Source organism: Streptomyces sp. R33, from assembly GCF_041200175.1.
Lineage (GTDB): Bacteria > Actinomycetota > Actinomycetes > Streptomycetales > Streptomycetaceae > Streptomyces > Streptomyces katrae_B.
Genome location: NZ_CP165727.1, coordinates 2,886,967 through 2,913,095, shown reverse-complemented (window position 1 = coordinate 2,913,095; position 26,129 = coordinate 2,886,967). Strand labels below are relative to the sequence as shown.

General features: G+C 70.5%; 24 protein-coding genes and 1 tRNA gene. 11 read left to right on the top strand and 14 right to left on the bottom strand.

Annotation, left to right across the window (positions count from 1 at the left end; translation table 11 throughout):
- Positions 1 to 16: 16 nt before the first annotated feature.
- The 6 genes from AB5J51_RS13050 to AB5J51_RS13025 all read right to left on the bottom strand — a co-directional run bounded on the left by AB5J51_RS13050 (position 17) and on the right by AB5J51_RS13025 (position 6,055).
- Complete coding sequence (locus AB5J51_RS13050; protein WP_053786141.1) at positions 17 to 949, bottom strand: hypothetical protein; 933 nt, start codon at positions 947 to 949, stop codon at positions 17 to 19.
- A gap of 91 nt (positions 950 to 1,040) precedes the next feature.
- Positions 1,041 to 2,132, bottom strand: coding sequence for an LOG family protein (locus AB5J51_RS13045; protein WP_369777768.1), 1,092 nt, complete (start codon positions 2,130 to 2,132; stop codon positions 1,041 to 1,043).
- A 26-nt stretch (positions 2,133 to 2,158) separates the two neighbouring features.
- Positions 2,159 to 3,232 carry a hypothetical protein gene (locus tag AB5J51_RS13040; protein ID WP_136225902.1) on the bottom strand — a complete coding sequence of 358 codons (1,074 nt, stop codon included), beginning with the start codon at positions 3,230 to 3,232 and terminating at the stop codon, positions 2,159 to 2,161.
- Complete coding sequence (locus AB5J51_RS13035; protein WP_369777767.1) at positions 3,214 to 4,002, bottom strand: ABC transporter ATP-binding protein; 789 nt, start codon at positions 4,000 to 4,002, stop codon at positions 3,214 to 3,216. The genes AB5J51_RS13040 and AB5J51_RS13035 overlap by 19 nt, the downstream gene beginning before the upstream one ends.
- 184 nt (positions 4,003 to 4,186) lie before the next feature.
- A complete protein-coding gene (locus AB5J51_RS13030) occupies positions 4,187 to 5,548 on the bottom strand; it encodes an aspartate aminotransferase family protein (RefSeq protein WP_030298399.1) in 1,362 nt (453 codons plus the stop codon).
- 3 nt (positions 5,549 to 5,551) lie between these two features.
- On the bottom strand, positions 5,552 to 6,055 hold the full coding sequence (locus AB5J51_RS13025) for an Lrp/AsnC family transcriptional regulator (RefSeq protein ID WP_030298396.1): 504 nt from the start codon (positions 6,053 to 6,055) through the stop codon (positions 5,552 to 5,554).
- 169 nt (positions 6,056 to 6,224) lie between these two features.
- Here AB5J51_RS13025 and AB5J51_RS13020 point away from each other — a divergent pair, with 169 nt between their 5' ends.
- The 3 genes from AB5J51_RS13020 (at position 6,225) to AB5J51_RS13010 (ending at position 9,552) form a co-directional block, all read left to right on the top strand.
- Positions 6,225 to 7,664 carry a gamma-aminobutyraldehyde dehydrogenase gene (locus AB5J51_RS13020; RefSeq protein ID WP_053786145.1) on the top strand — a complete coding sequence of 480 codons (1,440 nt, stop codon included), beginning with the start codon at positions 6,225 to 6,227 and terminating at the stop codon, positions 7,662 to 7,664.
- Between the two features lie 104 nt (positions 7,665 to 7,768).
- Entirely contained in the window at positions 7,769 to 8,947 is a 1,179-nt protein-coding gene (locus tag AB5J51_RS13015) for a PotD/PotF family extracellular solute-binding protein (RefSeq protein WP_369777766.1), read from the top strand.
- Positions 8,948 to 9,045: 98 nt separating this feature from the next.
- Positions 9,046 to 9,552 carry a hypothetical protein gene (locus AB5J51_RS13010; protein ID WP_053786147.1) on the top strand — a complete coding sequence of 169 codons (507 nt, stop codon included), beginning with the start codon at positions 9,046 to 9,048 and terminating at the stop codon, positions 9,550 to 9,552.
- Here the strand turns inward: AB5J51_RS13010 and AB5J51_RS13005 are convergent.
- The 5 genes from AB5J51_RS13005 to AB5J51_RS12985 form a co-directional block, all read right to left on the bottom strand.
- Complete coding sequence (locus tag AB5J51_RS13005) at positions 9,519 to 10,751, bottom strand: serine hydrolase (RefSeq protein WP_053786148.1); 1,233 nt, start codon at positions 10,749 to 10,751, stop codon at positions 9,519 to 9,521. The two genes, AB5J51_RS13010 and AB5J51_RS13005, sit on opposite strands and share 34 nt — an antisense overlap.
- 146 nt (positions 10,752 to 10,897) lie before the next feature.
- A complete protein-coding gene (locus AB5J51_RS13000; protein ID WP_053786149.1) occupies positions 10,898 to 11,611 on the bottom strand; it encodes a response regulator transcription factor in 714 nt (237 codons plus the stop codon).
- Positions 11,608 to 12,807 carry a sensor histidine kinase gene (locus tag AB5J51_RS12995; RefSeq protein WP_369777765.1) on the bottom strand — a complete coding sequence of 400 codons (1,200 nt, stop codon included), beginning with the start codon at positions 12,805 to 12,807 and terminating at the stop codon, positions 11,608 to 11,610. The genes AB5J51_RS13000 and AB5J51_RS12995 overlap by 4 nt, the downstream gene beginning before the upstream one ends.
- Positions 12,804 to 13,502 (bottom strand): glycerophosphodiester phosphodiesterase, encoded by a 699-nt coding sequence (locus tag AB5J51_RS12990; protein ID WP_369777764.1) that lies wholly within the window; start codon positions 13,500 to 13,502, stop codon positions 12,804 to 12,806. The genes AB5J51_RS12995 and AB5J51_RS12990 overlap by 4 nt, the downstream gene beginning before the upstream one ends.
- A 21-nt stretch (positions 13,503 to 13,523) precedes the next feature.
- Positions 13,524 to 14,549: an adenosine deaminase gene (locus AB5J51_RS12985; protein WP_369777763.1), complete on the bottom strand. Its 1,026-nt coding sequence runs from the start codon at positions 14,547 to 14,549 to the stop codon at positions 13,524 to 13,526.
- 110 nt (positions 14,550 to 14,659) lie between these two features.
- On the opposite strand from AB5J51_RS12985, the gene AB5J51_RS12980 reads away from it, so the two are divergent.
- Entirely contained in the window at positions 14,660 to 15,319 is a 660-nt protein-coding gene (locus AB5J51_RS12980) for a DUF4190 domain-containing protein (protein ID WP_369777762.1), read from the top strand.
- A gap of 108 nt (positions 15,320 to 15,427) precedes the next feature.
- On the opposite strand, the gene AB5J51_RS12975 is transcribed toward AB5J51_RS12980, so the two are convergent.
- From AB5J51_RS12975 to AB5J51_RS12965, 3 genes are all read right to left on the bottom strand, one after another.
- Positions 15,428 to 17,029: a TROVE domain-containing protein gene (locus tag AB5J51_RS12975; protein WP_369777761.1), complete on the bottom strand. Its 1,602-nt coding sequence runs from the start codon at positions 17,027 to 17,029 to the stop codon at positions 15,428 to 15,430.
- Positions 17,030 to 17,378: 349 nt separating this feature from the next.
- A tRNA-Asn gene (locus AB5J51_RS12970) sits at positions 17,379 to 17,443 on the bottom strand.
- Between the two features lie 68 nt (positions 17,444 to 17,511).
- On the bottom strand, positions 17,512 to 18,066 hold the full coding sequence (locus tag AB5J51_RS12965; protein ID WP_369777760.1) for an NADAR family protein: 555 nt from the start codon (positions 18,064 to 18,066) through the stop codon (positions 17,512 to 17,514).
- Between the two features lie 182 nt (positions 18,067 to 18,248).
- On the opposite strand from AB5J51_RS12965, the gene AB5J51_RS12960 reads away from it, so the two are divergent.
- From AB5J51_RS12960 to AB5J51_RS12930, 7 genes are all read left to right on the top strand, one after another.
- Complete coding sequence (locus AB5J51_RS12960; protein WP_136225893.1) at positions 18,249 to 19,766, top strand: gamma-aminobutyraldehyde dehydrogenase; 1,518 nt, start codon at positions 18,249 to 18,251, stop codon at positions 19,764 to 19,766.
- A 72-nt stretch (positions 19,767 to 19,838) separates the two neighbouring features.
- Positions 19,839 to 21,089: a spermidine/putrescine ABC transporter substrate-binding protein gene (locus AB5J51_RS12955; protein ID WP_053786156.1), complete on the top strand. Its 1,251-nt coding sequence runs from the start codon at positions 19,839 to 19,841 to the stop codon at positions 21,087 to 21,089.
- A 71-nt stretch (positions 21,090 to 21,160) separates the two neighbouring features.
- The gene (locus AB5J51_RS12950) at positions 21,161 to 22,312 is read left to right on the top strand and encodes an ABC transporter ATP-binding protein (protein WP_053786157.1); all 1,152 of its coding nucleotides are present in this window, start codon (positions 21,161 to 21,163) and stop codon (positions 22,310 to 22,312) included.
- Positions 22,309 to 23,238, top strand: a complete 930-nt coding sequence (locus AB5J51_RS12945; protein WP_053786158.1) for an ABC transporter permease — start codon at positions 22,309 to 22,311, stop codon at positions 23,236 to 23,238. The genes AB5J51_RS12950 and AB5J51_RS12945 overlap by 4 nt, the downstream gene beginning before the upstream one ends.
- On the top strand, positions 23,238 to 24,032 hold the full coding sequence (locus AB5J51_RS12940; RefSeq protein WP_053786159.1) for an ABC transporter permease: 795 nt from the start codon (positions 23,238 to 23,240) through the stop codon (positions 24,030 to 24,032). The genes AB5J51_RS12945 and AB5J51_RS12940 overlap by 1 nt, the downstream gene beginning before the upstream one ends.
- Positions 24,033 to 24,053: 21 nt before the next feature.
- Positions 24,054 to 25,472, top strand: a complete 1,419-nt coding sequence (locus AB5J51_RS12935) for an NAD(P)/FAD-dependent oxidoreductase (protein WP_369777759.1) — start codon at positions 24,054 to 24,056, stop codon at positions 25,470 to 25,472.
- 164 nt (positions 25,473 to 25,636) lie between these two features.
- On the top strand, positions 25,637 to 26,098 hold the full coding sequence (locus AB5J51_RS12930; protein ID WP_369777758.1) for a hypothetical protein: 462 nt from the start codon (positions 25,637 to 25,639) through the stop codon (positions 26,096 to 26,098).
- Positions 26,099 to 26,129: the final 31 nt, after the last annotated feature.

Below are 26,129 nucleotides of genomic sequence, written 5' to 3'. Positions count from 1 at the left end.
CCCGGGCCTTCGCGCCTCAGACGCCGGCGGGGCTGGATTCGGCGGGGCTGGATTCGGGTTCGGATCCGGGTGCGGCGGGGGGTTCTGCGCCGTCGTGGTTGCCGTACCAGGCGACGGCCACCGCGCCCGTGACGGCCAGCACGAAGCCGAGGGCCGCCAGCCAGGCCAGGCCCGGCCGCGATGCGTCGCCCAGCCACAGGACGCCGATGGCACCCGGCAGGACGGTTTCGCCGACGACGAGCGCGGCCGTCGCGCCGTTCACCGAGCCGATCTGGAGGGCGACCGTGTGCAGGTACATGCCGCCCACGCCGGCCAGCAGGATGGCGTAGAGGGCCGGGTCGGCGAGCAGCTTGCCCAGGTCGAACGGGTCGATCCCGTCGAGGATCCGGACGCCGACGCCGAGCGCGCCGAAGGCGAGGCCCGACAGCAGGCCCGCCAGGATCGCGGCCCGGGCGCCCAGGAGGCGTACGGCCACCGTGCCGCCCGCGATGATCAGCAGGGTCACGGCGAACAGCCACCAGTGCGTGGACATCGGGGCGTGGTGGCCGCCCTCGTGGCCCGCCGCCGTCGCCAGCAGCACCAGCGCCGCGCAGACGACCCCGATCGAGGTCCATTCCTTCCGGGTCAGCCGGATGCCCAGCATCTTCACGCTGAGGACCGCGGTGATGACCAGGTTGGCGCTGATCACCGTCTGGGAGAGGAACAGGGGCAGCAGCCGGGCGGCGAGCGCGCCCAGCCCGAAGCCGACGAAGTCCAGGATGGTGCCGACGATGAACTCCCACGTCATCGCTGCCTTCGCGGTGGACGAGAGGTTCGGGCCGCCGTGCGCGGTCACCCCGGCGGCGGCCGGGGACATCCGGGCCGCCCGGCGCGAGCCGACGGCTTGCAGGACGGATCCCGTGCCGTAGCAGATGGATGCCGCGATCGCGGTCAGCAGGCCTATGAGCACCGAGGGCTCCGTTCACGTCTGGCAGGGTTTTGCACTTTGATTACCTATGGCAGACGTGCGATCGGGCCGGGAAGTTGCCTCGGCCCGTCACTCACTTCATCGAAGCGAGTACGGCGGGGACCTCGGCCACCGAGTCGACCAGCGCGATCCGGGACTCCATCGCACGGCCGCGCGCCAGCGCCCGGAGCAGCGGCCAGGCCGGCAGGTGCTCGGTCCAGTGCGTACGCCCGATCAGCACCATCGGGGTCGGCTCGCCCCGCGACCCGTAGTAGTTCGGCGTGGCGTTGTCGAATATCTCCTGCAGGGTGCCCGCGGCGCCCGGCAGGAAGACGACGCCCGCGGTGGAGCGGGCGAGCAGCCCGTCCTCCCGGGTGGCGTTCGCGAAGTACTTGGCGATGTGGCCGGCGAAGGCGTTCGGCGGCTCGTGCCCGTAGAACCAGGTCGGGATCCCCACCGAGTCGCCGCCCGCGGGCCAGCGGTCCCGTACGGCGAACGCCGCCTGCGCCCAGTCGGACACGGAGGGCGCGAAGGACGGGGCCTTGGCCAGGATCTCGAGGGCCTCCGCAAGGGCGTGGTCGGGGGCCGGGGCCAGGTAGGCGCCGAGGTTGGCCGCCTCCATCGCGCCGGGGCCGCCGCCGGTGGCAACCGTCAGCCCGGACCGGGTCAGCTCCCGGCCGAGTTCGGCCGCGCCCTGGTAGTCCAGACCGCCGCGGGCCATCGCGTGGCCGCCCATGACGCCCACCACCCGGGCGCCGGCGAGGTGTTCGTCGAGGGCGTCGGAGATCGCGTCGTCGTGGACGGAGCGCAGCATCGAGGAGAAGACGTCGCCGTCCGCCTTGGTCTCCTGGAACCAGGCGTACGACTGGGCGTCAGGAGTGCCCTCGTAACCGTCGGACAGCCCCGCGAACAGCTCGTCGGCGGTGTACAGCAGACCGCGGTACGGGTTGAAGGGCAGGTCCGGCACCGGCGGGAAGACGAGCGCACCGTCCGCGCGCACCTTGGCCGCCGCGTCGGGCTCCATCGCGCAGCCCAGGAAGACGGCCGCGGAGGTGTCGGCGGACAGCAGGGCGAACGTGCGCTCCAGCAGGTTGACCGACTGGATGCGGTAGCCGCTGAGCGAGCCGCGCGCCACGACCTGGTCGAATTCGGCGAGCGTCTCGATCTCGATGTCTGCGTGGACCATTCGGCCCACCCTAAGGGCTGCCCGTGTCAGCGGGTCAACGCAAGAGACGTCAGCTGCGCCACACCCCATACGACCGGTGCGCACACGGCTGCCAGTGCGGTGGCCCGCAGGGTCGCGGCCGTACGCAGGACCGTGCCCGGAGTGCCCAGGTCGCGCAGGGTCGCGCGGGCGTCGGAGCGGTTCTGGCGGACCTCGACGGCGCAGGTGAGCAGGGTCGCGGCCACGCACAGCGCGACCAGGGCGCAGGCCGGCCCGGTCAGCGGACCCAGCGGGACGGGGAAGCCGCCCCGGTCGCGCAGGGCGGCGGTGGTGAGGGCGCCCGCGCCGACCGCGCACAACAGGCCCAGCGGGCGGCCCAGTCGGGGCGCCTCCTCCTGGAGGGTCCGCCCGGCCAGCAGCCGCACGGCGCCCGGGCGGACGGCCTGTACCAGGGCTCCGCAGGCGTAGGTGAGGCCCGGGCCGGCGAGCGAGAGCCCGACGGCGATGAGTGCCCAGCCGGCCGGCATGCCGACTCCGCCGAGGCCGGTGTACGCCTCGACCGCCAGTCCGCAGGCGGTGAGTGCGATGCCCCAGGGCAGGCCGGTCTGCGGGGCCAGCGGCGGGTGCGGGCGCAGGGCGAGGGCCGTGGCGGCCGAGGCGGCCAGCGGCACCAGGGTCAGCAGGGTGAGGGCGGCCGCCACGGGCAGCGGCCGGTCGGCGTGCAGCAGCCGGGCCCCGGCTCCGTCGAAGGGCAGGCCGGTGAGGTCGCCCCGCAGGTGGAGGAAGGCGGCCAGGGCCAGGGCGCTGCCCAGGGTGCAGGAGACGGCGGTGGAGACCGCCGCGACGAGGGTGAGCCGGACGGGGCCCAGCCCGACGGCGTCCATCCCCTGGCGGGGCCGGGTCGCGGGGTCGGTCCGTGCGACGGCGATGGCGAACTGCACGGTGACGGCGAGCGGGACCAGGGCCCACAGCAGGCGCGGGAACGATCCGGCAGGCCGGGCAGTGGCCTCCGCCAGCACGTACAGCAGGAGGAAACCGGCGCCGGCGCAGGCGGCGGCGACCAGCAGCCGGCGCAGCTGGACGAGCGGGCCGGAGCCGCGGGCTAGGCGGAGAGCGAGCACGCGGCCTGGCCCTCCGGGGTCTCGTCGGACCGGTCGCCGACGGCGGCTGCGGTCCCGGCGGGGCGGCCGTCGAGCAGCGCGACCCGGCGGTCGGCGACGGCTGCGGTCTCCTCGTCGTGCGTGGCCAGCACCACGGTGATCTCGTGCGAGCGCGCCGCGGTGGTGAGCGTACGGAGCAGCAGGGCGCGCTCGGTGCGGTGCAGCGGGGCGGTGGGTTCGTCGGCGAAGACCACGGCGGGCTCGTTGACCAGGGCCCGGGCGAGGGCGACCCGCTGGGATTCTGCGCGGGTCAGGGCGCGGGGGCGCTTGCGGGCGAAGCCGCCGATGTCGAGGCGGTCCAGCCATTCGCAGGCGGCGGCCTTGGCCGTGCGGTGGGAGGCGCCGGCGATCAGCAGGGGCAGGGCGGCGTTCTCCCAGACCTTGAGCTCGGGCAGCAGCAGGGGATCGGGGCCGATCCAGCCGAACCGGTCGCGACGCAGCCGTTCGCGGGCCTGGGCACCCATGGTGTGGACGGGCACGCTGTTGAACCAGATCTCGCCCTGCTCGGGCACCACGTGTCCGGCCAGGCAGCGCAGCAGCGTGGTCTTCCCGCTGCCGCGCGGGCCGGTCAGGGCCAGGATCTCGCCCTCGCGGACGCCGACGGAGACCCCGATGAGTCCGGGTGAACCTCCCCCGGACTGCGTCCGGGGGGACCCCCAGTGGGAGTAGTGAACGGACCGTGCCCAGAGGACGTCATTGTCCGGTGGGGCGTTGTCCGGTGGAGCCACCATGGCGTACACCTCCGTCCGGGGGAACGAAGCGGAACCGGTTCGGTCACTGGCGCCGCACTGAGATGTAAAGAGATGAACGTCTTGGATGGTGACAGCACACGGCCCGGACCCCCGCGTTCTCACTCGAACGGAGGATCCGGGCCGTGTGGTTCGGACTGTTTGCTGCTCTTCGCCGCGCTGCTCTTTACAGCTTGGTCCACGCCTCGGTGAGCACCGAGCGCAGGATGCCTTCGATCTCGTCGAAGGTGCCCTGGTCCGCGATCAGCGGCGGGGCCAGCTGGATGACCGGGTCGCCACGGTCGTCGGCACGGCAGTACAGGCCGTTCTCGAAGAGCGCCTTGGAGAGGAAGCCGTAGAGCACGCGCTCGGTCTCCTCGTCCGTGAAGGACTCCTTGGTGACCTTGTCCTTGACGAGCTCGATGCCGTAGAAGAATCCGTTGCCGCGGACGTCGCCGACGATCGGCAGGTCGTGCAGCTTCTTCAGGGTCGAGAAGAAGGCGTCCTCGTTGTCCAGCACGTGCTGGTTGAGGCCTTCCTTGTCGAAGATGTCGAGGTTGGCGAGCGCCACCGCGGAGGACACCGGGTGCCCGCCGAAGGTGTAGCCGTGCAGGAAGGTGTTGCCGCCCTTGTAGAACGGCTCGGCGATGCGGTCCGAGACGATGCAGGCACCGATCGGGGAGTAGCCCGAGGTCATGCCCTTGGCGCAGGTGATCATGTCCGGGACGTAGTCGAACTTGTCACAGGCGAACATCGTGCCGAGGCGGCCGAAGGCGCAGATCGTCTCGTCGGAGACGAGGAGCACGTCGTACTCGTCGCAGATCTCGCGGACCCGCTGGAAGTACCCGGGCGGCGGCGGGAAGCAGCCACCGGCGTTCTGCACCGGCTCGAGGAAGACGGCGGCGACCGTGTCGGCACCCTCGAACAGGATCTCCTGCTCGATCTGGTCGGCGCACCAGCGGCCGAAGGCCTCGGGGTCGTCGCCGTAGATCGGGGCGCGGTAGATGTTGGTGTTCGGCACCTTGTGCGCGCCGGGGACCAGCGGCTCGAAGGGGGCCTTCAGGGCCGGCAGGCCGGTGATGGACAACGCGCCCTGCGGGGTGCCGTGGTAGGCGACCGCGCGGGAGATGACCTTGTACTTGGTGTGCTTGCCCTGCAGCTTGAAGTACTGCTTGGCGAGCTTCCACGCGGTCTCGACGGCCTCGCCGCCGCCGGTGGTGAAGAAGACCTTGTTCAGGTCGCCCGGGGCGTAGCCGGCGAGGCGCTCGGCCAGCTCGACGGCCTGCGGGTGCGCGTACGACCAGATGGGGAAGAAGGCGAGTTCCTGGGCCTGCTTGTAGGCGACCTCGGCCAGTTCCTTGCGGCCGTGACCGGCGTTGACCACGAACAGTCCGGCGAGACCGTCCAGGTAGCGCTTGCCCTTGTCGTCGAAGATGTAGGTGCCCTCACCCCGCACGATGGTGGGGACGGGGGAGTTCTCGTACGACGACATGCGGGTGAAGTGCATCCACAGGTGGTCGTACGCGGTCTTGGAGAGGTCCTGGCTCACGGGCTATCGAGTTCCCCACATGTAGGTCTGCTTCTTCAGCTTCAGATAAACGAAGCTTTCGGTTGATCGCACGCCGGGGAGCGCGCGGATCTTCTTGTTGATCGTCTCCAGCAGGTGGTCGTCGTCCTCGCAGACGATCTCCACCATCAGGTCGAACGAGCCCGCGGTCATGACCACGTACTCGCACTCGGCCATCTGGGTCAGTGCGTCGGCCACCGGGTCGAGGTCTCCCTCGACGTTGATGCCGACCATGGCCTGGCGTCGCAGGCCCACGGTGAGCGGGTCGGTGACGGCGACGATCTGCATGACGCCCTGGTCGAGCAGCTTCTGCACGCGCTGGCGCACGGCTGCCTCCGACAGGCCGACGGCCTTGCCGATCGCTGCGTAGGGACGGCGCCCGTCCTCCTGCAGTTGCTCGATGATCGCCAGGGACACAGCATCGACCGAAGGGGACGGTTGTCTGTTCCTGGAATCTGCGCTTCGACTGACCACGACCTCACTGTGCACGAGGAGTCGTCTGTTCCGCAAGACGGAATCGATGAAATCCGTTGTCTGGGGACTTGGATCTCACTGATTTCGTAGTTGGTGGCGTCTGGCCCTGCCGAAAGCGTCCGCCTAGGGGCTAAGATTGGGATTCGTCTCAATCGTTGGACATGTGATCAGGAGTGTGGCTGGAGTGACCACCGAACTGCGTCGTCTGCGCAACTACATCGGCGGAGAGTTCAAGGACGCCGCCGACGGGCGGACCACCGAGGTGGTCAACCCCGCCACCGGCGAGGTGTACGCCACCGCCCCGCTCTCCGGCCAGGCTGACGTCGACGCCGCCATGGCCGCTGCCGCGGCCGCCTTCCCGGGCTGGCGGGACACCACCCCCTCCGAGCGGCAGAAGGCCCTGCTCAAGATCGCGGACGCCTTCGAGGCGCGCGCGGAGGAGCTCGTGGCCGCCGAGTCGGAGAACACCGGCAAGCCGCTGGGCCTCACGGCCAGCGAGGAGCTGCCGCCGATGGTGGACCAGATCCGCTTCTTCGCGGGTGCGGCCCGCCTGCTCGAGGGCCGCTCGGCCGGCGAGTACATGGACGGGATGACCTCGATCATCCGCCGCGAGCCGGTCGGCGTATGCGCCCAGGTCGCGCCCTGGAACTACCCGATGATGATGGCCGTGTGGAAGTTCGCCCCGGCCATCGCCGCGGGCAACACCGTGGTCCTCAAGCCCTCGGACACCACCCCGGCCTCCACCGTCCTGATGGCCGAGATCATCGACTCGATCCTGCCCAAGGGCGTCTTCAACGTCATCTGTGGCGACCGTGAGACCGGCAAGGCCATGGTCGAGCACTCCACCCCGGCGATGGCCTCCATCACCGGCTCGGTGCGCGCGGGCATGCAGGTCGCCGAGAGCGCCTCGAAGGACGTCAAGCGCGTCCACCTCGAGCTCGGCGGCAAGGCCCCGGTCGTGGTCTTCGAGGACGCCGACATCCCGAAGGCCGTCGAGGACATCGCCGTCGCCGGCTACTTCAACGCCGGCCAGGACTGCACCGCCGCGACCCGCGTGCTCGTCCACGAGTCCATCCACGACGAGTTCGTGAGCGCCCTCGCCAAGGCCGCGGCCGACACCAAGACCGGTCAGCCGGACGACGAGGACGTGCTCTACGGCCCGCTGAACAACCCGAACCAGCTCAAGCAGGTCGCGGGCTTCATCGAGCGCCTCCCGGCGCACGCCAAGGTCGAGGCGGGCGGCCACCAGGTCGGCGAGAAGGGCTACTTCTACGCCCCGACCGTGGTCTCGGGCCTCAAGCAGGACGACGAGATCATCCAGAACGAGGTCTTCGGCCCCGTCATCACCGTCCAGTCCTTCACGGACGAGGCCCAGGCCCTGCAGTTCGCGAACGGCGTCGAGTTCGCCCTCGCCTCCTCCGTGTGGACCAAGGACCACGGCCGCGCGATGCGGATGTCCAAGAACCTCGACTTCGGCTGTGTGTGGATCAACACCCACATCCCGCTCGTCGCCGAGATGCCCCACGGCGGCTTCAAGAAGTCCGGTTACGGCAAGGATCTCTCCGCCTACGGCTTCGAGGACTACACCCGCATCAAGCACGTGATGACCTCGCTCGACGGCTGATCGTTCTCCACGGAGATCGCATCGATCACCGAAGGAGCTTGAGAGGGCGGGCAGTAGACAATGTGTCTATTGCCCGCCCCCTTCTGTTCCCCGAGGCTTTGCCCATGCCTGAACTCGCCTTCTCCCGCCGCGCGGCACTGCGCGGCCTCGGTGCCGTCGGCCTGTTCGCGGCCCTCGCCGGCTGCGGTGTGCCCGCCGCCTACGTTCCCGAGGACCGCCGGGGAGGCACGGACCGCTCCGACCGGGACAAGAAGGTCGTCTTCTCCAACTGGCCGCTGTACATCGACACCGACGACGAGGACGAGGAGCGCCGTCCCACGCTGGACGCCTTCTCGGAGAAGACCGGCATCGAGGTCCGGTACACCGAGGAGATCAACGACAACGACGAGTTCTTCGGCAAGGTCAGCCCGGCCCTGATGAACCACCAGGAGACCGGTCACGACCTGGTGGTGGTCAGCGACTGGATGGCCGCCCGCTTCGTCCACCTGGGCTGGACCCAGAAGATGGACCGGTCGGCGCAGCCCAACGTGGCCGCCCACCTGGACCCGCAGCTGCAGTCCCCCGCCTTCGACGAGGGCCGCCTGCACACCGTCCCGTGGCAGTCGGGGATCACCGGCATCGCCTACAACCGCAAGGCGCTCGGCCGGGAGATCAAGTCCGTGGGCGACCTGTGGCACCCGGACCTGGCGGGCAAGGTCACCCTCTTCTCGGGTCTGGACGAGTCCTTCGCCCTGCTGATGCAGGGCGACGGCGTGGACGTCACCCGGTGGACCGAGTCCGACTTCCACCGGATGTGCGACCAGGTGGAGAGCATGGTGAAGAAGAAGCACATCCGCCGCTTCACCGGCAACGACTACACCTCCGATCTGAGCAAGGGCGACGTCCTGGCCTGCCAGGCGTACTCCGGCGATGCCATCCAGCTCCAGGCGGACAACCCCGACATCGAGTTCGTGGTCCCGGAGGAGGGCGCCGAGCTCTGGGCGGAGAGCCTGCTCGTCCCCAACCTGGCCCGCCACAAGGCCAACGCCGAGGCGCTGGTCGACTACTACTACACCCCGGAGGTGGCCGCCGAGCTCGCCGCCGCCGTCAACTACGTCTGCCCCGTCCCGGCCGCCCGAGAGGTGCTGGCCGCTTCCGAGGACAAGGAGACCGCCGAACTCGCCGAGAACCCGCTGATCTTCCCGGACGGGGAGATGCGCAAGCGGCTCGTCGTGGCCCGGGACATCTCGTCGGCCGAGCGCCGCTCCCTCGCCCAGCGCTGGAACGCCATCGTCGGTCTCTGAGTGCCGGGCGGAGCCGAATGATCACGGTCCCGCCACAGAACTGAACGCGTTCAGAGATTTGGCTGAACGCGTTCAGAAATCGGCGTACGCTTCCTTCCATGAGCGAGAGAAGCGCCCTTCAGCGGCGGATCCGTGCCTGGCTGGTCCTGTTCATCGTCTGTCTCGTGCTCAGTGGCCTCACCGCCTTCCCCCTGGTCAGCGAATTGCACTGGGCCAACTCCCTCGTGTCCCACGCATGGCTGCGGCGAGTGGGAGAAGGGCTGGACCGAGCCGACGCGGACTATCCCTTCCTCCTTTACGGCACCGACTGGCTCGCCTTCGCCCACCTGGTGATCGCGGTCTTCTTCTACGGGGTCCACCGCGACCCCGTTCGCAACATCTGGATCGTCGAAGCCGGCATGATCGCCTGCGCCGGCGTGATCCCCCTGGCCCTGATCTGCGGCCCCATCCGGGGCATCCCCTTCGGGTGGAGCGTCATCGACATGTCGTTCGGCGTCTTCGGGGTCGTACCCCTGCTGGTGCTCCACCGCATGATCAAGCGCCTCGAGGCCCTGTCGCCCGGGCCCGACGGCTACCGGGCGAAGGCCGCCGCGACGATCCCATAGGCCACCCCGTTCATGTCCCGGCCCTTGGCGTCGGTGGAGTTGACGGAGTAGACGAGGGTGCGCGAGAGATCGCGCGCCCCGCCGATCACGGTGCTGTAGCCGTACCGGGAGCCCGTCTTGCCGTAGACCACGGTGCCGTCCGGCAGCACGAACCGCTTCATCCCCGCGGTCTGCACGGCCTCCTCGCCGGACTCGAAGTCCGACACCGCAGGCACGGTGAACATCTCCTCCAGTTGCGCCTTCGGCACCACCCGGCCGCCGAACAGGGCCTCGGTGAACTTCTCCAGGTCCGCCGTGGTCGATATCAGGTCCCCGGCGGCCCAGTTGGACGAGGAGTTCCACTCGGTCACGTCGACCAGCGAGGTCACGCCGCCGGCCTTCTGCACCGCCTGGTAGCCGTGGTGGTGCGGGCCCGGTATCCGGTTCTCCCGACGCGACGGAACCGAAGTGTGGTGCAGACCCAGCGGTTTGAGGATCCGGGCGGACAGGGCCTGCTCGTACGTAGTCCCCGTCAGCTTCTCGATCAGCACGCCCAGGACCGTGTAGTCGATGTTGAGGTAGTGCTGCTTCTCGCCCGGCCGGAACTCGGGCCCCTTCGCCACTGCTTCGGCGATCAGCGCATGCGGGTCGACCACGTCGAACCGGTGGGCGTACTGCGCTTCGAACGAGTCCCCCGGGCCCTCGGCGGGCCGGATGCCGCTCGTGTAGTTCAGCAACTGCCGCACGCTGATGGGCTCGAAACCCTTCGGGCCGGCCGGCAACAGCCCCGGCAGGTACTGCTGCACCGGCTTGTCCAGATCGACCTTGCCCTCGGCGGCCAGCTGTAGCACCACCGCCGCGGTGAAGGTCTTGGTCACGGAGCCCGCCCGGAACCGGGCGCCGTCGACGGCCTTGCGTCCGGTGCGGACATCGGCGACGCCGGAACTGCCCGCCCAGCGGCCGCTCGTACCGCCCACCCGGACCAGGGCGGCCGTCGCATCCTTGCTGTCCGGCCCTACGCCGGAGATCGCCTTCCGCAGCGCCGCCGCGTCGGGCGGGGTCGTGTAGAGGGGCGGCGCCGTGACGCCCGGGGACGCCGGCTCAGCCACCACCGGCGGAGTCACCGGCCCGGGCGCCGGGGCCGCCCGGGCGACGGCCGGTCCGGCCGCAACGCCCAGGACCAGAGCAGCGGCGATCAGTGTGCGCGTACGGACCTTCATGGTGGGAACCCCCCTGTGAACCATCCGGGCCCCGGCGGCCCGATGACTCAATGCTGCAGGTCACAGGGGTGTTCGCGGATCACCACAGAGAGGGGTCTTCGCCGGTACGACAACTCACCGGCGAGAGGGATCCGACCACCGGCTTCTCACTCCCCGGAGGGAGATACCCCAGAGCCAGCCGCGGCTGCGGCCCCGCTCCCGGCCGAGATCAGGCCCGTCTCGTACGCGCAGATCACCGCCTGGATCCGGTCCCGCAGCCCCAGCTTCGCCAGCACATGACCCACATGCGACTTCACCGTGTGCTCACTCACCACCAGCGCGGCAGCGATCTCCGCATTCGACAGCCCCCGCCCCAGATGCAGCAGCGTCTCCCGCTCCCGCGCGGTCAGCACCTCCAGCCGCTGCGCGGGGAGCGCCCCGGCCGTCGCCGGCCGCGCCGTCGCCGCCGTGTACTCCTCGATCAGCCGCCGCGCCACCGAAGGCGCCAACAGCGACTCGCCCGCCGTCACCACCCGTACGGCATGCACCAGGTCGTCCCGCCGCACGTCCTTCAGCAGGAACCCGCTCGCCCCCGCGTGCAGCGCCTCGTACACGTAGTCGTCCGAATCGAAGGTCGTCAGCATCACCGTCCGGCACGGGGTCCCGGCCGAGATCGCCCGGCACGCCTCGATCCCGTCGAGCACCGGCATCCGGATGTCCAGCAGCGCCACGTCCGGCTTCAGCTCCCGCACCGCCGCCACCGCCGCCGCGCCGTCCCCGGCCTCCGCGACGACCTCGATGTCCTCCTGCGCGTCCAGGATCATCGCGAAACCGCTGCGCACCAGCTCCTGGTCGTCTGCCACCACCACACGGATCGTCAACGCCCCACCTCCAGCGGTGAGGTTACTAGCACGACGCGAACCGAGAACCCCAGGCCATCGGGCCCGGGACCGTACTCCGCCGTACCACCGTGCGCCGCCGCCCGCTCCCGGATCCCGATCAGCCCGTGCCCGCCGCCGGGGCCGCCCGCAGCAGCTCCCGGACCCGGACCCGGGCCCCGCCCGTCGTCCGTCACCGTCACCGTGAGCGCCTGCGGCCCGTAGTCCAGCCGTACGGACACCGTCGAGGCCCCGGCGTGCTTCACCACGTTCGTCAGCGCCTCCTGCACCACCCGGTGCACCGTCGCCTCCAGCGCCGCGGGCAGCGTGCGCACCGCGCCCGTCCGCTCGTACGCCACCTGCGGCCCGCTGCCGCGGACCCGCTCCAGCAGCCCCGGCAACTCCTCGATCCCCGGCTGCGGCGTGCGCGGCGCCGCCTGCGCCGCGCCGTCCGTCCGCAGCACCCCCAGCATCGTCCGCAGCTGCGCCATCGCGTCCCGCCCCGTCTCGGCGATCGCGTCGAAGGCGGCCTCCGCCCGCTCCGGAGCCCGCCGCACCGCCACCGGACCGGCCTCCGCCTGCACGATCATGATGCTGACGGCGTGCGAGAGGATGTCGTGCATCTCCCGTGCGATCCGGGCCCGTTCGCGCGCCGCGGCCTGCTCCGCCTCGATCCGGTTCGCCCGCTCCAGCTCGGCGGCCCTTGCCTCGATCGCCGCCGTGTAGGCCTGCCGGGTGTGCTGGAGCCGTCCCAGCGCGTACGCCGCCGCGAAGACGAACAGCGCGAACAGAAGCTCCCTGGCCGTCCCGGTGTTGAGCGCCACGGAGGCGAGGATCAGCCCGGTCAGGGTCACGCCCATCGTGATCCGCACCCGGGCCGGGCACAGGAGCGCCATCGTGTACACGCCGATCAGCGGGGCGTACGGCAGGGGCTGCCCGGGGCCGTCCAGCGCCAGCGTGTACACCGAGCCGGCCGCGACCATCCCGGAGATCGCCCACAGGGGCGCACGCCGCCGCCACACCAGCGGCACGTTGCCCAGCGTGGTCAGCAGGTACGCCGGCCAGGTCGCCGGCGAATCCAGCGGATCGCGGGGCACGACGAACGGAATCGTCGTCGCCACCTGCACGAGCAGCGTCAGTCCCAGGTCCTGCCACCGCGGATCCGCCCGCCGGATCCGCTCCCCCCAGGCGCGTATCACCGCCCGGACAGCCCGAACTCGGCCCGTACGCCGGCCAGCGCGTCCACCCGGTTGGTGGTGACGGAGTCCACCCCGGCCGCGACCAGCCTGCGCATCGTCCGCCTCGTGTCCGCCGTCCAGGCCGCGACGAGCAGGCCGTCCCGGTGCAGGGCGTCCGTCAGTTCCCGGCTGACCAGTCCGAAGCGGTAGTTGAGCCAGGTCGGCGCCACCGCGTCGATGAGCACCCGGCGCGGCGGCGCCAGCGTGGTCCACGTCAGCGCGATCTCGGCGCCCGGATCGGCGGCGCGTACGGCCAGCATGGAGTCCGGCCCCGCGCTGTAGTACGTACGCTCGCGCGCCCCGCACTCCCGGACCTGGCCGACGACCGTCCGTACGGACTCGGGTGTCGCACCCGGCAGGTCGATCATCACGCGGCCCGCACCCGCCGCCGTCAGGGCCTGGCGCAGCGTCGGGATCCCACCGCCCGTCAACTCCTCGAGCTGCGGGGCCGTGACGGCGTCGAGCCGCACGTCATGGCCCCACAGCCGCTGGAGCGTCTCGTCGTGGAGCAGCACCGCCTCCCCGTCGCGGGTCAGCCGTACGTCGATCTCGACAGCATCCGCTCCGCGTGCGAAGGCCGAGCGGATCGAGGACAGGGTGTTCTCACGGACACGGTAGGGATCGCCGCGGTGGCCTACGACAGTCAGGGTGCGCATGGACCCCATTCTCCGCAGGCGTCAGCGCGCCAGCCAGGCGGCGGTGTACGTGTCGATCTCCGCGCTGATCTTCGCCTTGCCGGCCTCGTCCAGGAACGAAGCCTCGACGGCGTTCTTGGCCAGCTGTGCGAGCCCGCGCTCGTCGAGGCCGAGCAGCCGCGCGGCGACCGCGTACTCGTTGTTGAGGTCCGAGCCGAACATCGGCGGGTCGTCGCTGTTGATGGTGACGAGCACGCCCGCCTGCACCATCTCCTTGACGGGGTGCCGGTCCAGGTCGGTCACGGCGCGCGTGGCGATGTTGGAGGTCGGGCAGACCTCGAGCGCGATCCGGTGCTCGGCGAGGTACGCGAGGAGCTCCGGGTCCTGGGTGGCGCTGGTGCCGTGGCCGATGCGCTCGGCGCCGAGGTCGCGGATCGAGTCCCAGATGGTCTCCGGGCCGGTGGTCTCGCCGGCGTGCGGCACGCTGTGCAGGCCCGCGGCCCGGGCGGCGTCGAAGTACGGCTTGAACTGGGGGCGCGGGACGCCGATCTCGGGGCCGCCGAGGCCGAACGAGACCAGGCCCTCCGGGCGCAGTTCGACGGCGAGGCGCGCGGTCTCGGCGGCGGCCTCCAGGCCGGCCTCGCCGGGGATGTCGAAGCACCAGCGCAGGATGACGCCGAGCTCGGTCTCGGCGGCCCTGCGGGCGTCCTCGATGGCCTCCATGAAGGCCTTCTCGTCGATGCCCCGACGGGTGGAGGAGTACGGGGTGATGGTCAGCTCGGCGTAGCGGATGTTCTGCCGGGCCATGTCGCGGGCGACTTCGAAGGTCAGGGTGCGTACGTCGTCGGGAGTGCGGACCAGGTCGACGACGGAGAGGTAGACCTCGATGAAGTGCGCGAAGTCGGTGAACGTGAAGTAGTCGGCGAGTGCCTCGGGGTCGGTGGGGACCTTGGAGTCGGGGTGGCGGGAGGCGAGTTCGGCGACGATGCGCGGGGAGGCCGAACCGACGTGGTGGACGTGGAGTTCCGCCTTGGGCAGCCCTGCGATGAAGGGGTTCAGGTCGGGCATGAAGGAGCCTCCGGGAGGACGCGGGTGCGGACAGATCGGGCTTCATCGTAGGCAGCTCCGGGACTGTCGGAGGCAGCGCTTAGCATGGCCGTACGAGAGGGGGGCGCCGCATGACCGATCAGAGCCCCGAGCCGAGGGACCCGTGGGCGCCGCCGGAGCGGCCGGCGGTGGAACTCGGCAAACCGCAGGCCACACCGGGCGTGCCGGGTTCGCCGTCCGTGCACGACCAGCCCACGATCGCGGGGATGCCGGGGGCCGACTTCCCGCCGGCGCAGATACCGGGGCCGACGCCGATACAGGCTCCGGCGCCCACGCCCGAGCCTGCCCCGACGCTGCCGCCCGCGTACGGGTACCCGGCGCAGCCGGATCCCGGGGGCTACGCGTACCCCGGACCGCCGCCCGCGCAGCCGGCGTACGGCTACCCGGGCTATCAGGGGTACCCCGGGTACCCCGCCTACCAGCAGAAGAGCAACGGCTTCGGGGTCACCGCCCTCGTCCTCGGCATCGTCGGCGTGGTCACCTGCTACCTGGGTGTCCTGTTCGGAGTCCCGGCGGTCATCTTCGGAGCCCTGGGCCGCGGCAAGGCCAGGCGCGGCGAGGCCGACAACGGCTCGATGGCACTGGCCGGGATCATCCTGGGCGCGGTCAGCATCCTGATCAGCATTCTGATGATCGCGCTCGTGATCGCCGGGGTCCTGCTCGGTGACCCGGACGGCGACTCCGACTTCGACAGCCCGGCCTCGCGGACGCGGATCCGCGAGAACGTCTGACGCGCAGGCTGCACAGCCCGGCGGCACACGGCAACGACGCGCAGGGCCGGGACCGGGCATACGCTGCCCGCCCCGGCCCTGTTCCGTCCGCTGCCTGTCCGTCCGCCCTTACCGGGCCTGCGCCACCCACGGCCAGTCGGCGTCCCGGCCCCCCTCGAGCAGGGACACCATGCGGAAGGCCGCATCGGTGAGTCCGCCGAAGGTGTGCCGGTTCCCGGACCCGGAGGGCGCGTGGCCCGCCCGGTACCCGGCCAGGTTCCAGGTGTACACGGGGACCTCGTCCGGCACGAGGGCCGTCGGGTCACCGCCGTAGTGGTACGTCGCCTGCTCGTCCGTGACGATCAGGACCCGGTCGTGTCCCTTGTAGTAGCGCCGGACCGCCTCGGCCGTGTAGGTACCGCCGAGGTCCTCGAACCGCTCCAGCACCTTCAGTACGGACTCGCCCCGGTCGTACGGGACCTGCTTGCTGTCCGTCCCGAACTGCACCAGGTCCGCGTCCTCGGCGCGCAGTGCCAGCGCGGTGCCGAACACGGCCGCCGCGTCGGCCCGGTTGAGCTGCGAGCGGTCCGACAACGGCGCCCACATCGACCCCGAGCGGTCCACGAGGACCAGCGTCCGGCCGGGCAGGGCCGGTACGTTGGCCAGCGAGTGCCCGAGCGCCTGCTCCAGCGGGTACGCCCAGCGCAGCGAGGGCGCGTGCTGATAGGCGGCCAGGTAGCGGAAGGGGAACTGCCGGGACCGGGCGACGACCTCCGGATCGGAGACCTTCGCCGCGACCTGCGCGGCCACCGCGTCCGAGACGCCTGCCTGGTCGAAGTTGCGCAGGTTCCGCAGCAGCGCCATCGCGCCCATGGACGGGATGACCGCCTCCCAGGCGGTCGCGTCCATCGGCCCCTGGAGCCAGCCGGCCAGCGCCTCCCAGGTCATGCCCGCGGCGGCGAGCCGCTCGGCCCCGTCCGGCGCGGTGACCACGGCCCGGCGCTCCTCCACCGGCAGCTCCATGAGCTCCCGGTGGGCGAGCAGGGTGCGGTTGCCGGCCGGCACCTGCGCCGTCTCCGGGTGGTGGCGGCGGTCGAGGGCGTACCGGAACAGCTCGCCCTGCCAGGCCTTGGCGGGATCGGGGGAGGCGTGCACGAGGTTCAGCACGTCGCCGAAGCGGAAGCCCTTGGAGGCGGTGTCGTACTTCAGCAGCGAGCTGCCGGAGTAGAGCCGGCGGACGGCATCCGCGACACCGCGCTTGACCGGCTTGGGCACGTTCCGCCCGTACGTCGCCGTCCAGTAGGCCAGCAGCTCACCGGGCTCGTCCGCGCGCCGCAGTACGGAGTCCACGACCTGGCGGTTCGAAGGCCCGTCCGTGGCTCCGGCGTCGAGCCGCGCCTTGACGTACTCGGCCGCTCCGACCAGCGAGGCGGTGCGCATGTTCGCGTCCGTGCGCAGCCAGCCGAGCAGGCCGGCGGTCCACGCGGGGTCCTCGACGGCGAGGCGGCGCACGAGTGCGCAGAACCGGTCGTCGCGGGCCTCGCCGCTCTCGTAGAACGTCCGCTGCGTCACGAAGTTGGCGACGGCGAGCAGGAACAGCTCGGAGCGCGGGTCGCGGGCGAAGCCGCGGCTGCCCTGGTGGTTGGCGGTGCGGCCGGTGGAGCGCACGGGCGAGGTGGGCCCCGCGGCCGCGGAAACCTTCTTGGGCGCGCGCAGGTTGAAGCGAGCCATGGTGAATCCCCCCGAATTCAGTGGAACGTGGGGGAGGCGTGACGTGCGGGATGCCCGAGATCGGAGTCGGCGACGGACTTATCACCAGGCGAGCTGCCAAGCTGCTCCACCGGCCGCAGCCGGGCGGGATTCGAACCCGCGACCTCCTGGTCCCCGAAGTAACCGTCGCCTGCGCACCGGGCATCCCGCACGCGTGCCTCCCGAGATCAAGGTGGCGGCGGCTTGGGATTCTCTGCAAAAGAAGGAGCCGCAGCACGGCGCACCGGGAGGTGCGTGACGCAGGTGTCCAGAGTTCGAGGTCGGCGAAACCACGTGGTGCTCTACCAACTGAGCTACACCGGCACGAAGCCGATGACGGGACTCGAACCCGCGGCCGCCCCATTAACAGTGGAAGTAGGTCTCGCCTGCGCACCTGGACGAGTCCTACGTTAGGCGGCCCGCCCGGCCGCCCGCCATGCATTTAGGATCGCGCCCGGCCGAGGTCAGACGGCGTCCGTGCGCAGCCGGTCGCGGGCCTCCATCAGGGCGAAGCCCAGCAGGTTCAGGCCGCGCCAGCGCGACGGGTCCAGGGCGCGCTCGTCGTCCGCCGCCAGCCCGATGCCCCAGATGCGGTCCATCGGGCTCGCCTCCACCAGCACCCGGTTCCCGGTGGACAGCAGGTACGCGCGCAGCTGGGGGGTGGACGCGAACTTGTGCACGCTGCCCTCCACCACGAGCGCGAACCGCTCCCGTTCCCATATCTCCCCGTCGAAGCCGCGCACCAGCCGGCCGATCTTCTTGGCCTCCGCCGGGGTCTTCGCCTCCAGGGCCGCGCGCTCCGCTTCGGCGTCCCCGAACAGCCGGGCCTTGCCGGCCATCATCCAGTGCTCGGCCGTGGCATACCGGACATCACCCACGGTGAACTCCGAGGGCCACCACTGGCTCATGCAGCTGGGCCCGAGGGTCCCGTCCGGACGCGGCCGGTGCCCCCAGAACGGCAGGTACTTCACCCGCTCACCGCGGCTGACCTGCTCGATCAACTTGTCGATCATCTCCATGCACGCGAGTCTGGCAGTCGCCACTGACACTTCGTACGGGATTTGGGACGTGCCTCGACACATGGTCGACCGATTCCGTCGCGTAATCAAAAGGCAACAACGGAATCCCTTGGCGGTGGGGAACACCTCTGCCAGGATCGGCACTCAATTCGAGCTGAAGCTACGGAGAGCGTGAGAGCGTCATGGGTAATCGCTTCCAGGTCAAGGACCGCTTCGCAGACGGCGCGCAGTACATCGACGGGCAGCTCAGGTCCGGTACCTCCGGCCGGTCGCACACCATCGTGAACCCTGCGACGGGCGAGGACGTGCTCACGTACGAGCTCGCCTCCACCGCCGACGTCGACGCGGCCGTGGCCGCCGCCAAGCGGGCCTTCCCGGCCTGGGCCGCGGCCACTCCCGGTGAGCGTTCGGACGCCCTGCACCGGCTGGCCGCCGTGCTGGCCGAGCAGGCGGAGGACTTCGCGTACGCCGAGTCCCTGCAGTGCGGCAAGCCGATCAAGCTGTCCACCGAGTTCGACGTACCGGGGACCATCGACAACACCGCCTTCTTCGCGGGCGCCGCCCGCCATCTGCAGGGACAGGCGGCAGCTGAATACTCAGGAGACCACACCTCCTACGTACGCCGCGAGGCCATCGGGGTCGTCGGCTCCATCGCGCCCTGGAACTATCCGCTCCAGATGGCCGCCTGGAAGATCCTCCCGGCGATCGCCGCGGGCAACACGATCGTCCTGAAGCCGGCCGAGCTCACCCCACTCACCTCCCTGATGTTCGCCCAGGCGGCCAAGGACGCGGGCCTGCCCGACGGCGTGGTCAACATCGTCACCGGCGCCGGCCGCGACGCGGGCGAGCACCTGGTCGGCCACCCGGACGTGGTCATGACCTCCTTCACCGGCTCCACCGCCGTCGGCAAGCGGGTCGCCGAGATCGCCACCGCCACCGTCAAGCGGCTCCACCTGGAGCTCGGCGGCAAGGCGCCCTTCCTGGTCTTCGACGACGCCGACCTGGAGGCCGCCGCGCACGGCGCCGTCGCCGCGTCCCTGATCAACACCGGCCAGGACTGCACCGCCGCCACCCGCGCGTACGTCCAGCGCCCCCTGCACGACGCCTTCGTCGCCCGCGTCGCCGAGCTGATGGAGACCGTCCGCCTCGGCGACCCCTTCGACCCGGCCACCGACCTCGGCCCGCTGGTCTCGCACGCCCAGCGCGACCGGGTCGCCGGCTTCGTGGAGCGCGCCCGTGGCTACGCCACCGTCGTCACCGGCGGCGGGATCCCGGGCGGCGAACTCGCCGAGGGCGCGTACTACCGGCCCACCCTCGTCTCCGGCGCCGCGCAGGACAGTGAGGTCGTCCAGTCCGAGATCTTCGGGCCGGTCCTCGTCGTCCTGCCCTTCGACACCGACGACGAGGGCATCGAGCTGGCCAACGACACCCCGTACGGCCTCGCCGCCTCCGCCTGGAGCCGCGACGTCTACCGGGCCGGCCGGGCCACCCGCGAGATCAAGGCGGGCTGCGTCTGGGTCAACGACCACATTCCGATCATCAGCGAGATGCCCCACGGCGGCTACAAGGCGAGTGGCTTCGGAAAGGACATGAGCGCCTACTCCTTCGAGGAGTACACGCAGGTCAAACACGTGATGTACGACAACACCGCGGTGGCCGCCAAGGACTGGCACCGCACCATTTTCGGGGACCGCATCTAACCGTCCACGGCTTTTGCCGAGTGGCAGCCGGCCGCCTGACCAGCGGCGCCACCCCTCCCGAAAGGGCAGCTCATGGAGCAGTTCGAGTCCGACCGCCTCTCGGCGGCCCAACTCGCCGCGATGCGGCGCAGCCTCACCAGTGGGCGGGGCGCCCTGACCCGCCGCTCACTGCTGCGCGCCTCCGGGGTCGGCGCGCTCACCCTCGGCGGTCTGGCCTCCCTGTCCGCGTGCGGCATCCCGCCCGCCAAGCGCGCGGGCGACACGGCCGTGGCCTCCGACGACCACTCGGACCAGGAGAAGGAGATCAACTTCTCCAACTGGACCGAGTACATGGACACCAGCGAGGACGAGAAGACCCACCCCACGCTGGAGGAGTTCACCAAGCGCACCGGGATCAAGGTCAAGTACACCGAGGACATCAACGACAACGTCGAGTTCTTCGGCAAGGTCCGCCCGCAGCTGGCGGCAGGCCAGGACACCGGCCGCGACCTGATCGTCGTCACCGACTGGCTCGCCGCCCGCATCATCCGGCTCGGCTGGGCGCAGAAGCTGGACCCCTCCCACCTCCCGCACGCCTACGCCAACCTGATCCCGCAGTTCCGCACTCCCGACTGGGACCCGGGCCGCTCGTACAGCTACCCCTGGACCGGCATCGACACCGTCATCGCCTACAACGAGAAGGCGACCGGCGGCAAGAAGGTCGACTCCGTCACGCAGCTGCTCGACGACCCCTCCCTCAAGGGCCGCGTCGGCTTCCTCACCGAGATGCGCGACAGCGTCGGCATGACCCTGCTCGACCAGGGCAAGGACCCGGCGAACTTCACCACCGCCGACTTCGACGCGGCCATCGGCCGGCTCCAGAAGGGCGTGGACACCAAGCAGATCCGCCGCTTCACGGGCAACGACTACACGTCGGACCTCGACAAGGGCGACCTCGCCGCCTGCCTGGCCTGGGCCGGCGACATCATCCAGCTCCAGGCCGGCAACCCGGACATCAAGTACGCGATCCCGGCGCCCGGTTACATCACCTCCAGCGACAACCTGCTGGTCCCCGCCCACGCCCGGCACAAGGCCAACGCCGAGAAGCTCATCGACTTCTACTACGAGCCGCCGATAGCCGCCCAGCTGGCCGCGTTCATCAGCTACGTCTGCCCGGTCGAAGGCGTCAAGGAAGACCTTGCGAAGATCGACCCCGAGCTCGCGGACAACCCCTTGATCATTCCGGACAAGGCGATGGCGGCCAAGGCCCACGCCTTCCGCTCCCTCACCAGTGAGGAAGAGACCGCGTACGAAGAGAAGTTCGCCAAGCTCATCGGAGCCTGACGAACCCCCTCCCGTGCCGGCACCCGCGCCCCGCACCCTTCCGACGACACCACCACCGAAGGCCGCGACCCATGACTGACAAGACCGCGGGCGGCGACGTCCGCCTCGCCGGGATCAGCAAGCACTACGGCTCGTTCACCGCCGTGCACCCGCTGGATCTCACCATCCCCCAGGGCTCCTTCTTCGCCCTGCTCGGCGCCTCGGGCTGCGGGAAGACCACCACCCTGCGCATGATCGCCGGCCTGGAGGAGCCCTCCACCGGAACGGTCCACCTCGGGGACCGGGAGGTCACCCAGCTGCCGCCGTACAAGCGCCCCGTCAACACGGTGTTCCAGAGCTATGCGCTGTTCCCGCACCTGAACATCTACGAGAACGTGGCCTTCGGCCTGCGCCGCCGCGGCATCAAGTCCGTCAAGAAGCAGGTCGAGGACATGCTCGAGCTGGTCGAGCTGGGCCAGTTCGCCCAGCGCAAGCCGCACCAGCTCTCCGGCGGCCAGCAGCAGCGCGTGGCCGTCGCCCGCGCGCTCATCAACCACCCGCAGGTGCTGCTCCTCGACGAACCCCTCGGCGCCCTCGACCTCAAGCTGCGCCGCCAGATGCAGCTGGAGCTGAAGAGGATCCAGACCGAGGTCGGCATCACCTTCGTGCACGTCACGCACGACCAGGAGGAGGCCATGACCATGGCCGACACGGTCGCCGTGATGAACGGCGGCCGCGTCGAGCAGCTGGGCGCCCCCGCCGAGCTGTACGAGAACCCGAAGACCACCTTCGTCGCCAACTTCCTCGGCACCTCGAACCTCATCGAGGCCGAGGTCCTGGAGGCCGGCGGCTCCGATGTCATGGTCAGCTCGGCCGGCACGAAGCTGCGGCTGCCCGCGGCCCGATGTTCGACCACGCCCAAGGCCGGCGGAAAGCTGCTGGTCGGGGTGCGTCCCGAGAAGATATCCCTGGTCCACGCGGAGGACGAGGACACCGTCGCGGCCGGCCGCAACCAGGTCCGCGGCACGATAGCCGCCTCCTCCTTCATCGGCGTCTCCACCCAGTACGTCATCGACAGCCCCGTCTGCCCGGAGCTGGAGGTGTACGTCCAGAACATCGAGCGGGACGCGCGCCTCGCCCCCGGCGCCGAGGTCGTCCTGCACTGGAACCCGGAGCACACCTTCGGCCTCGACGCCGCCCAGGACATAGACGCCGGCATCGAGACGGTCGAGGAGAGCGCATGACCGCCACCGTCGCGCCACCGGAGGCCGAGGCCGCCACCGAACCCCCGGTCCACAGGCCGTCCGTGCGCAAGCGGCTGGTCCCGTACTGGCTGCTGCTCCCCGGCATCCTGTGGCTGCTGGTCTTCTTCGTCCTGCCGATGATCTACCAGGCCTCCACCTCGGTGCAGACCGGCTCCCTCGAAGAGGGCTTCCAGGTCACCTGGCACTTCCAGACGTACTGGGACGCCCTCACCGAGTACTACCCGCAGTTCCTGCGCTCCCTGCTCTACGCCGGCACCGCGACCGTGCTGTGCCTGCTGCTCGGGTACCCGCTGGCCTACCTGATCGCCTTCAAGGCAGGCCGCTGGAGAAACCTTTTGCTGGTGCTGGTCATCGCGCCGTTCTTCACCAGCTTCCTGATCCGCACGCTGGCCTGGAAGACGATCCTGGCCGACGGCGGCCCGGTGGTGGACGTCCTCAACACCCTGCACGTCCTGGACGTCACCAGCTGGCTCGGGATGACCGAGGGGGAGCGGGTGCTCGCCACGCCGCTCGCCGTCGTCTGCGGTCTGACGTACAACTTCCTCCCCTTCATGATCCTGCCGCTCTACACCTCCCTGGAGCGCATCGACACCCGCCTCCACGAGGCGGCCGGGGACCTGTACGCCCGCCCCGCCACGACCTTCCGGAAGGTGACCTTCCCGCTCTCCATGCCGGGCGTGGTCTCCGGCACCCTGCTCACCTTCATCCCGGCGAGCGGCGACTACGTGAACGCCGAACTGCTCGGCTCCACGGACACCCGGATGATCGGCAACGTCATCCAGTCGCAGTACCTGCGCATCCTCGATTACCCGACGGCCGCCGCGCTGTCCTTCATCCTCATGGCCATCGTGCTGATCATGGTCACCATCTACATCCGCCGAGCGGGGACGGAGGACCTGGTCTGATGCGTTGGCTCCGGCGCAATCTCGTCGTCATCTTCGGACTCGGCACGCTCGCCTACCTGATCCTGCCGAACGTCGTCGTGACGGTCTTCTCCTTCAACAACCCCACCGGGCGGTTCAACTACGCCTGGCAGGAGTTCTCGCTCGACGCCTGGAAGGACCCCTGCGGGGTCGCCGACCTGTGCGGCTCCCTGTCCCTGTCGCTCCAGATCGCCGTGTGGGCCACCATCGGCGCCACCGTCCTCGGCACGGCCATCGCCTTCGCGCTCGTCCGCTACCGCTTCCGGGCGCGCGGTGCGGTGAACTCGCTGATCTTCCTGCCGATGGCCATGCCCGAGATCGTGATGGCTGCCTCGCTGCTCGCCCTCTTCCTCAACATGGGCATCCAGCTGGGCTTCTGGACGATCCTGATCGCCCACATCATGTTCTGCCTCAGCTTCGTCGTCGCCGCCGTCAAGGCACGCGTCCTGTCGATGGACCCGCGCCTGGAGGAGGCCGCCCGCGACCTCTACGCGGGGCCGGTGCAGACCTTCGTACGGGTAACCCTCCCGATCGCGGCACCCGGTATCGCCGCGGGCGCGCTGCTCTCGTTCGCGCTCTCGTTCGACGACTTCATCATCACCAACTTCAACTCCGGCAACACCGTCACCTTCCCCATGTTCGTGTGGGGATCGGCCCAGCGCGGTACGCCTGTCCAGATCAACGTCATCGGTACGGCGATGTTCGTCATCGCGGTGCTGGTGGTGCTCGCCGGCCAGATGGTCGGGAACCGCCGCAAGAACGCACAGCCCAAGTAACTCTGTAGGGAGTTGGAAGCCATGGCCCCAGTCGCCATGCGAAGCGTTGCTCAATCCCTTTCCGAAGCACTGCCGGTCTCGTACTGGCTGGACGACCCCGGCAAGCCCGCCGCACAGCCGGCGCTGACGTCGGACGAGGCCTGCGACCTGCTCGTCATCGGCGCCGGGTACAGCGGACTGTGGACCGCGCTGATCGCCAAGGAGCGCGACCCCGCCCGGGACGTCGTCCTGATCGAGTCCAAGGAGGCGGGCTGGGCCGCCTCCGGACGCAACGGGGGCTTCTGCGCAGCCTCCCTCACGCACGGCCTCGCCAACGGCATGGCCCGCTGGCCGGGCGAGCTCGCCAAGCTGGAGGAGCTGGGCGCCCGCAACCTCGACGAGATCGAGGCGGCCATCGCCCGCTACGGCATCGACTGCGACTTCGAGCGCACCGGCGAGATCGACGTGGCCACCGAGCCCCACCAGGTCGAGGAGCTGCGCGAGCTGTACGAGGAGGCCGAGAAGCTGGGCCTCGCCGGCGGCTCGCGCTGGCTGGACCGCGAGGAGCTGCGCGCCGAGGTCGACTCGCCGACGTTCCTCGCGGGCCTGTGGGACACCGACGGGGTCGCCATGCTCAACCCCGCCAAGCTGGCATGGGGCCTGAAGGAGGCCTGCCTGTCGCTGGGCGTGCGGATCTACGAGAACACCCGGGGGCTGTCCCTGGCCTCCTCGGGCGCCGGGATGGCCGTGCGCACCCCGTACGGGCGGATCTTCGCCCGCCGCGTGGCGCTCGGCACCAACATCTTCCCCTCGCTGGTCAAGCGGATCCGGCCGTTCACGGTGCCCGTCTACGACTACGCGCTGATGACCGAGCCGCTGACCGCCGACCAGCTGAAGGCCATCGGCTGGAACAACCGCCAGGGCCTGGGTGACAGCGCCAACCAGTTCCACTACTTCCGCATCACCCCGGAGAACCGCATCCTGTGGGGCGGCTACGACGCCATCTACCCCTACCGCGGCAAGCTCGACTCCGAGTACGACCACCGCCCCGAGACGTACCTGAAGCTCGCGCAGCACTTCTTCAGCGCGTTCCCGCAGCTGGAGGGCATCAAGTTCAGCCACGCCTGGGGCGGGGCCATCGACACCTGCTCGCGCTTCTCCGCCTTCTTCGGCACGGCGCACGGCGGCAGGGTCGCCTACGCGGCCGGCTACACCGGGCTCGGGGTCGGGGCCACCCGCTTCGGCGCCGACGTGATGCTGGACCTGCTCGACGGGGCCCGCACCGAGCGGACCGAGCTGGAGATGGTGAAGTCGCGGCCCATGCCGTTCCCGCCGGAGCCCTTCGCCTGGACCGGGATCACCCTCACCAAGTGGTCCCTGGCCCGGGCGGACGCCCGCGGCGGGCGCCGCAACCTGTGGCTGAAGGCGCTGGACAAGCTCGGCCTGGGCTTCGACAGCTGACCGCAGCCCACGACCGCACGGCTCCCCGTACGCCCCCGCGCGCGCCGCGGTTCATGCCGTGAGCCGTTTCACCACCACGGGGTGCTGAAACCCGCGTCATCGCAGGGCCCGGCCCCGCTCTCTCCCGGTGAGTACACCTCACCCCAGAGAACGGAGGCCGGGCGATGCAGGGCTCGGAGATCAGGACCGCGGTGGAATGGCTCGTGTCGGTGGCGCCGGACCCCGACGCCTGCCGGTGGGAGTGGGAGCGCAACCCCCTCGGGGTCGTCCTGCTGCCCGCCGGCCGGCACTGGGACGTGCTGATCCTGCCCGGGGAGCTGGGGCAGGCCGCCCTCGAGGTCCTGACGCAGCTCCTCCACCGGCCCGGCCCGGTGCTCGCCGACCCCGCCGACTCGCGGCTGGGCTTCTTCGTGCCCCCGGGTACGGCGTCCCGCTGGATCGGCACCGGTGTACGGGGAGCCGGGCGCGGGACCTGGATCGTGGTCCCCTACCCCGGCCGGCCCACGGGCGGGGTGCGCTGGCTGGTGGCCCCGGACGGCGGGACGCTCACCGATCCGGTGCTGCTGGAGCTCGCGATGCACGAGGCCGCGGCGCGGGCGGTGGGGGAGGAGAGCCGGAAGCCTTGACAAGGGCATTGGTCTGGACCAGGTTGGGCGC

Excerpts from the sequence above, each read along its gene's own strand:
- AB5J51_RS13045 (WP_369777768.1), bottom strand. The coding sequence starts at position 2,132 with ATGGTCCACGCAGACATCGAGATCGAGACGCTCGCCGAATTCGACCAG.
- AB5J51_RS13035 (WP_369777767.1), bottom strand. The coding sequence starts at position 4,002 with ATGGTGGCTCCACCGGACAACGCCCCACCGGACAATGACGTCCTCTGG.
- AB5J51_RS13015 (WP_369777766.1), top strand. The coding sequence starts at position 7,769 with ATGCCTGAACTCGCCTTCTCCCGCCGCGCGGCACTGCGCGGCCTCGGT.
- AB5J51_RS13010 (WP_053786147.1), top strand. The coding sequence starts at position 9,046 with ATGAGCGAGAGAAGCGCCCTTCAGCGGCGGATCCGTGCCTGGCTGGTC.
- AB5J51_RS13005 (WP_053786148.1), bottom strand. The coding sequence starts at position 10,751 with ATGAAGGTCCGTACGCGCACACTGATCGCCGCTGCTCTGGTCCTGGGC.
- AB5J51_RS12990 (WP_369777764.1), bottom strand. The coding sequence starts at position 13,502 with ATGCGCACCCTGACTGTCGTAGGCCACCGCGGCGATCCCTACCGTGTC.
- AB5J51_RS12985 (WP_369777763.1), bottom strand. The coding sequence starts at position 14,549 with ATGCCCGACCTGAACCCCTTCATCGCAGGGCTGCCCAAGGCGGAACTC.
- AB5J51_RS12980 (WP_369777762.1), top strand. The coding sequence starts at position 14,660 with ATGACCGATCAGAGCCCCGAGCCGAGGGACCCGTGGGCGCCGCCGGAG.
- AB5J51_RS12975 (WP_369777761.1), bottom strand. The coding sequence starts at position 17,029 with ATGGCTCGCTTCAACCTGCGCGCGCCCAAGAAGGTTTCCGCGGCCGCG.
- AB5J51_RS12965 (WP_369777760.1), bottom strand. The coding sequence starts at position 18,066 with ATGGAGATGATCGACAAGTTGATCGAGCAGGTCAGCCGCGGTGAGCGG.
- AB5J51_RS12960 (WP_136225893.1), top strand. The coding sequence starts at position 18,249 with ATGGGTAATCGCTTCCAGGTCAAGGACCGCTTCGCAGACGGCGCGCAG.
- AB5J51_RS12955 (WP_053786156.1), top strand. The coding sequence starts at position 19,839 with ATGGAGCAGTTCGAGTCCGACCGCCTCTCGGCGGCCCAACTCGCCGCG.
- AB5J51_RS12950 (WP_053786157.1), top strand. The coding sequence starts at position 21,161 with ATGACTGACAAGACCGCGGGCGGCGACGTCCGCCTCGCCGGGATCAGC.
- AB5J51_RS12945 (WP_053786158.1), top strand. The coding sequence starts at position 22,309 with ATGACCGCCACCGTCGCGCCACCGGAGGCCGAGGCCGCCACCGAACCC.
- AB5J51_RS12940 (WP_053786159.1), top strand. The coding sequence starts at position 23,238 with ATGCGTTGGCTCCGGCGCAATCTCGTCGTCATCTTCGGACTCGGCACG.
- AB5J51_RS12935 (WP_369777759.1), top strand. The coding sequence starts at position 24,054 with ATGGCCCCAGTCGCCATGCGAAGCGTTGCTCAATCCCTTTCCGAAGCA.
- AB5J51_RS12930 (WP_369777758.1), top strand. The coding sequence starts at position 25,637 with ATGCAGGGCTCGGAGATCAGGACCGCGGTGGAATGGCTCGTGTCGGTG.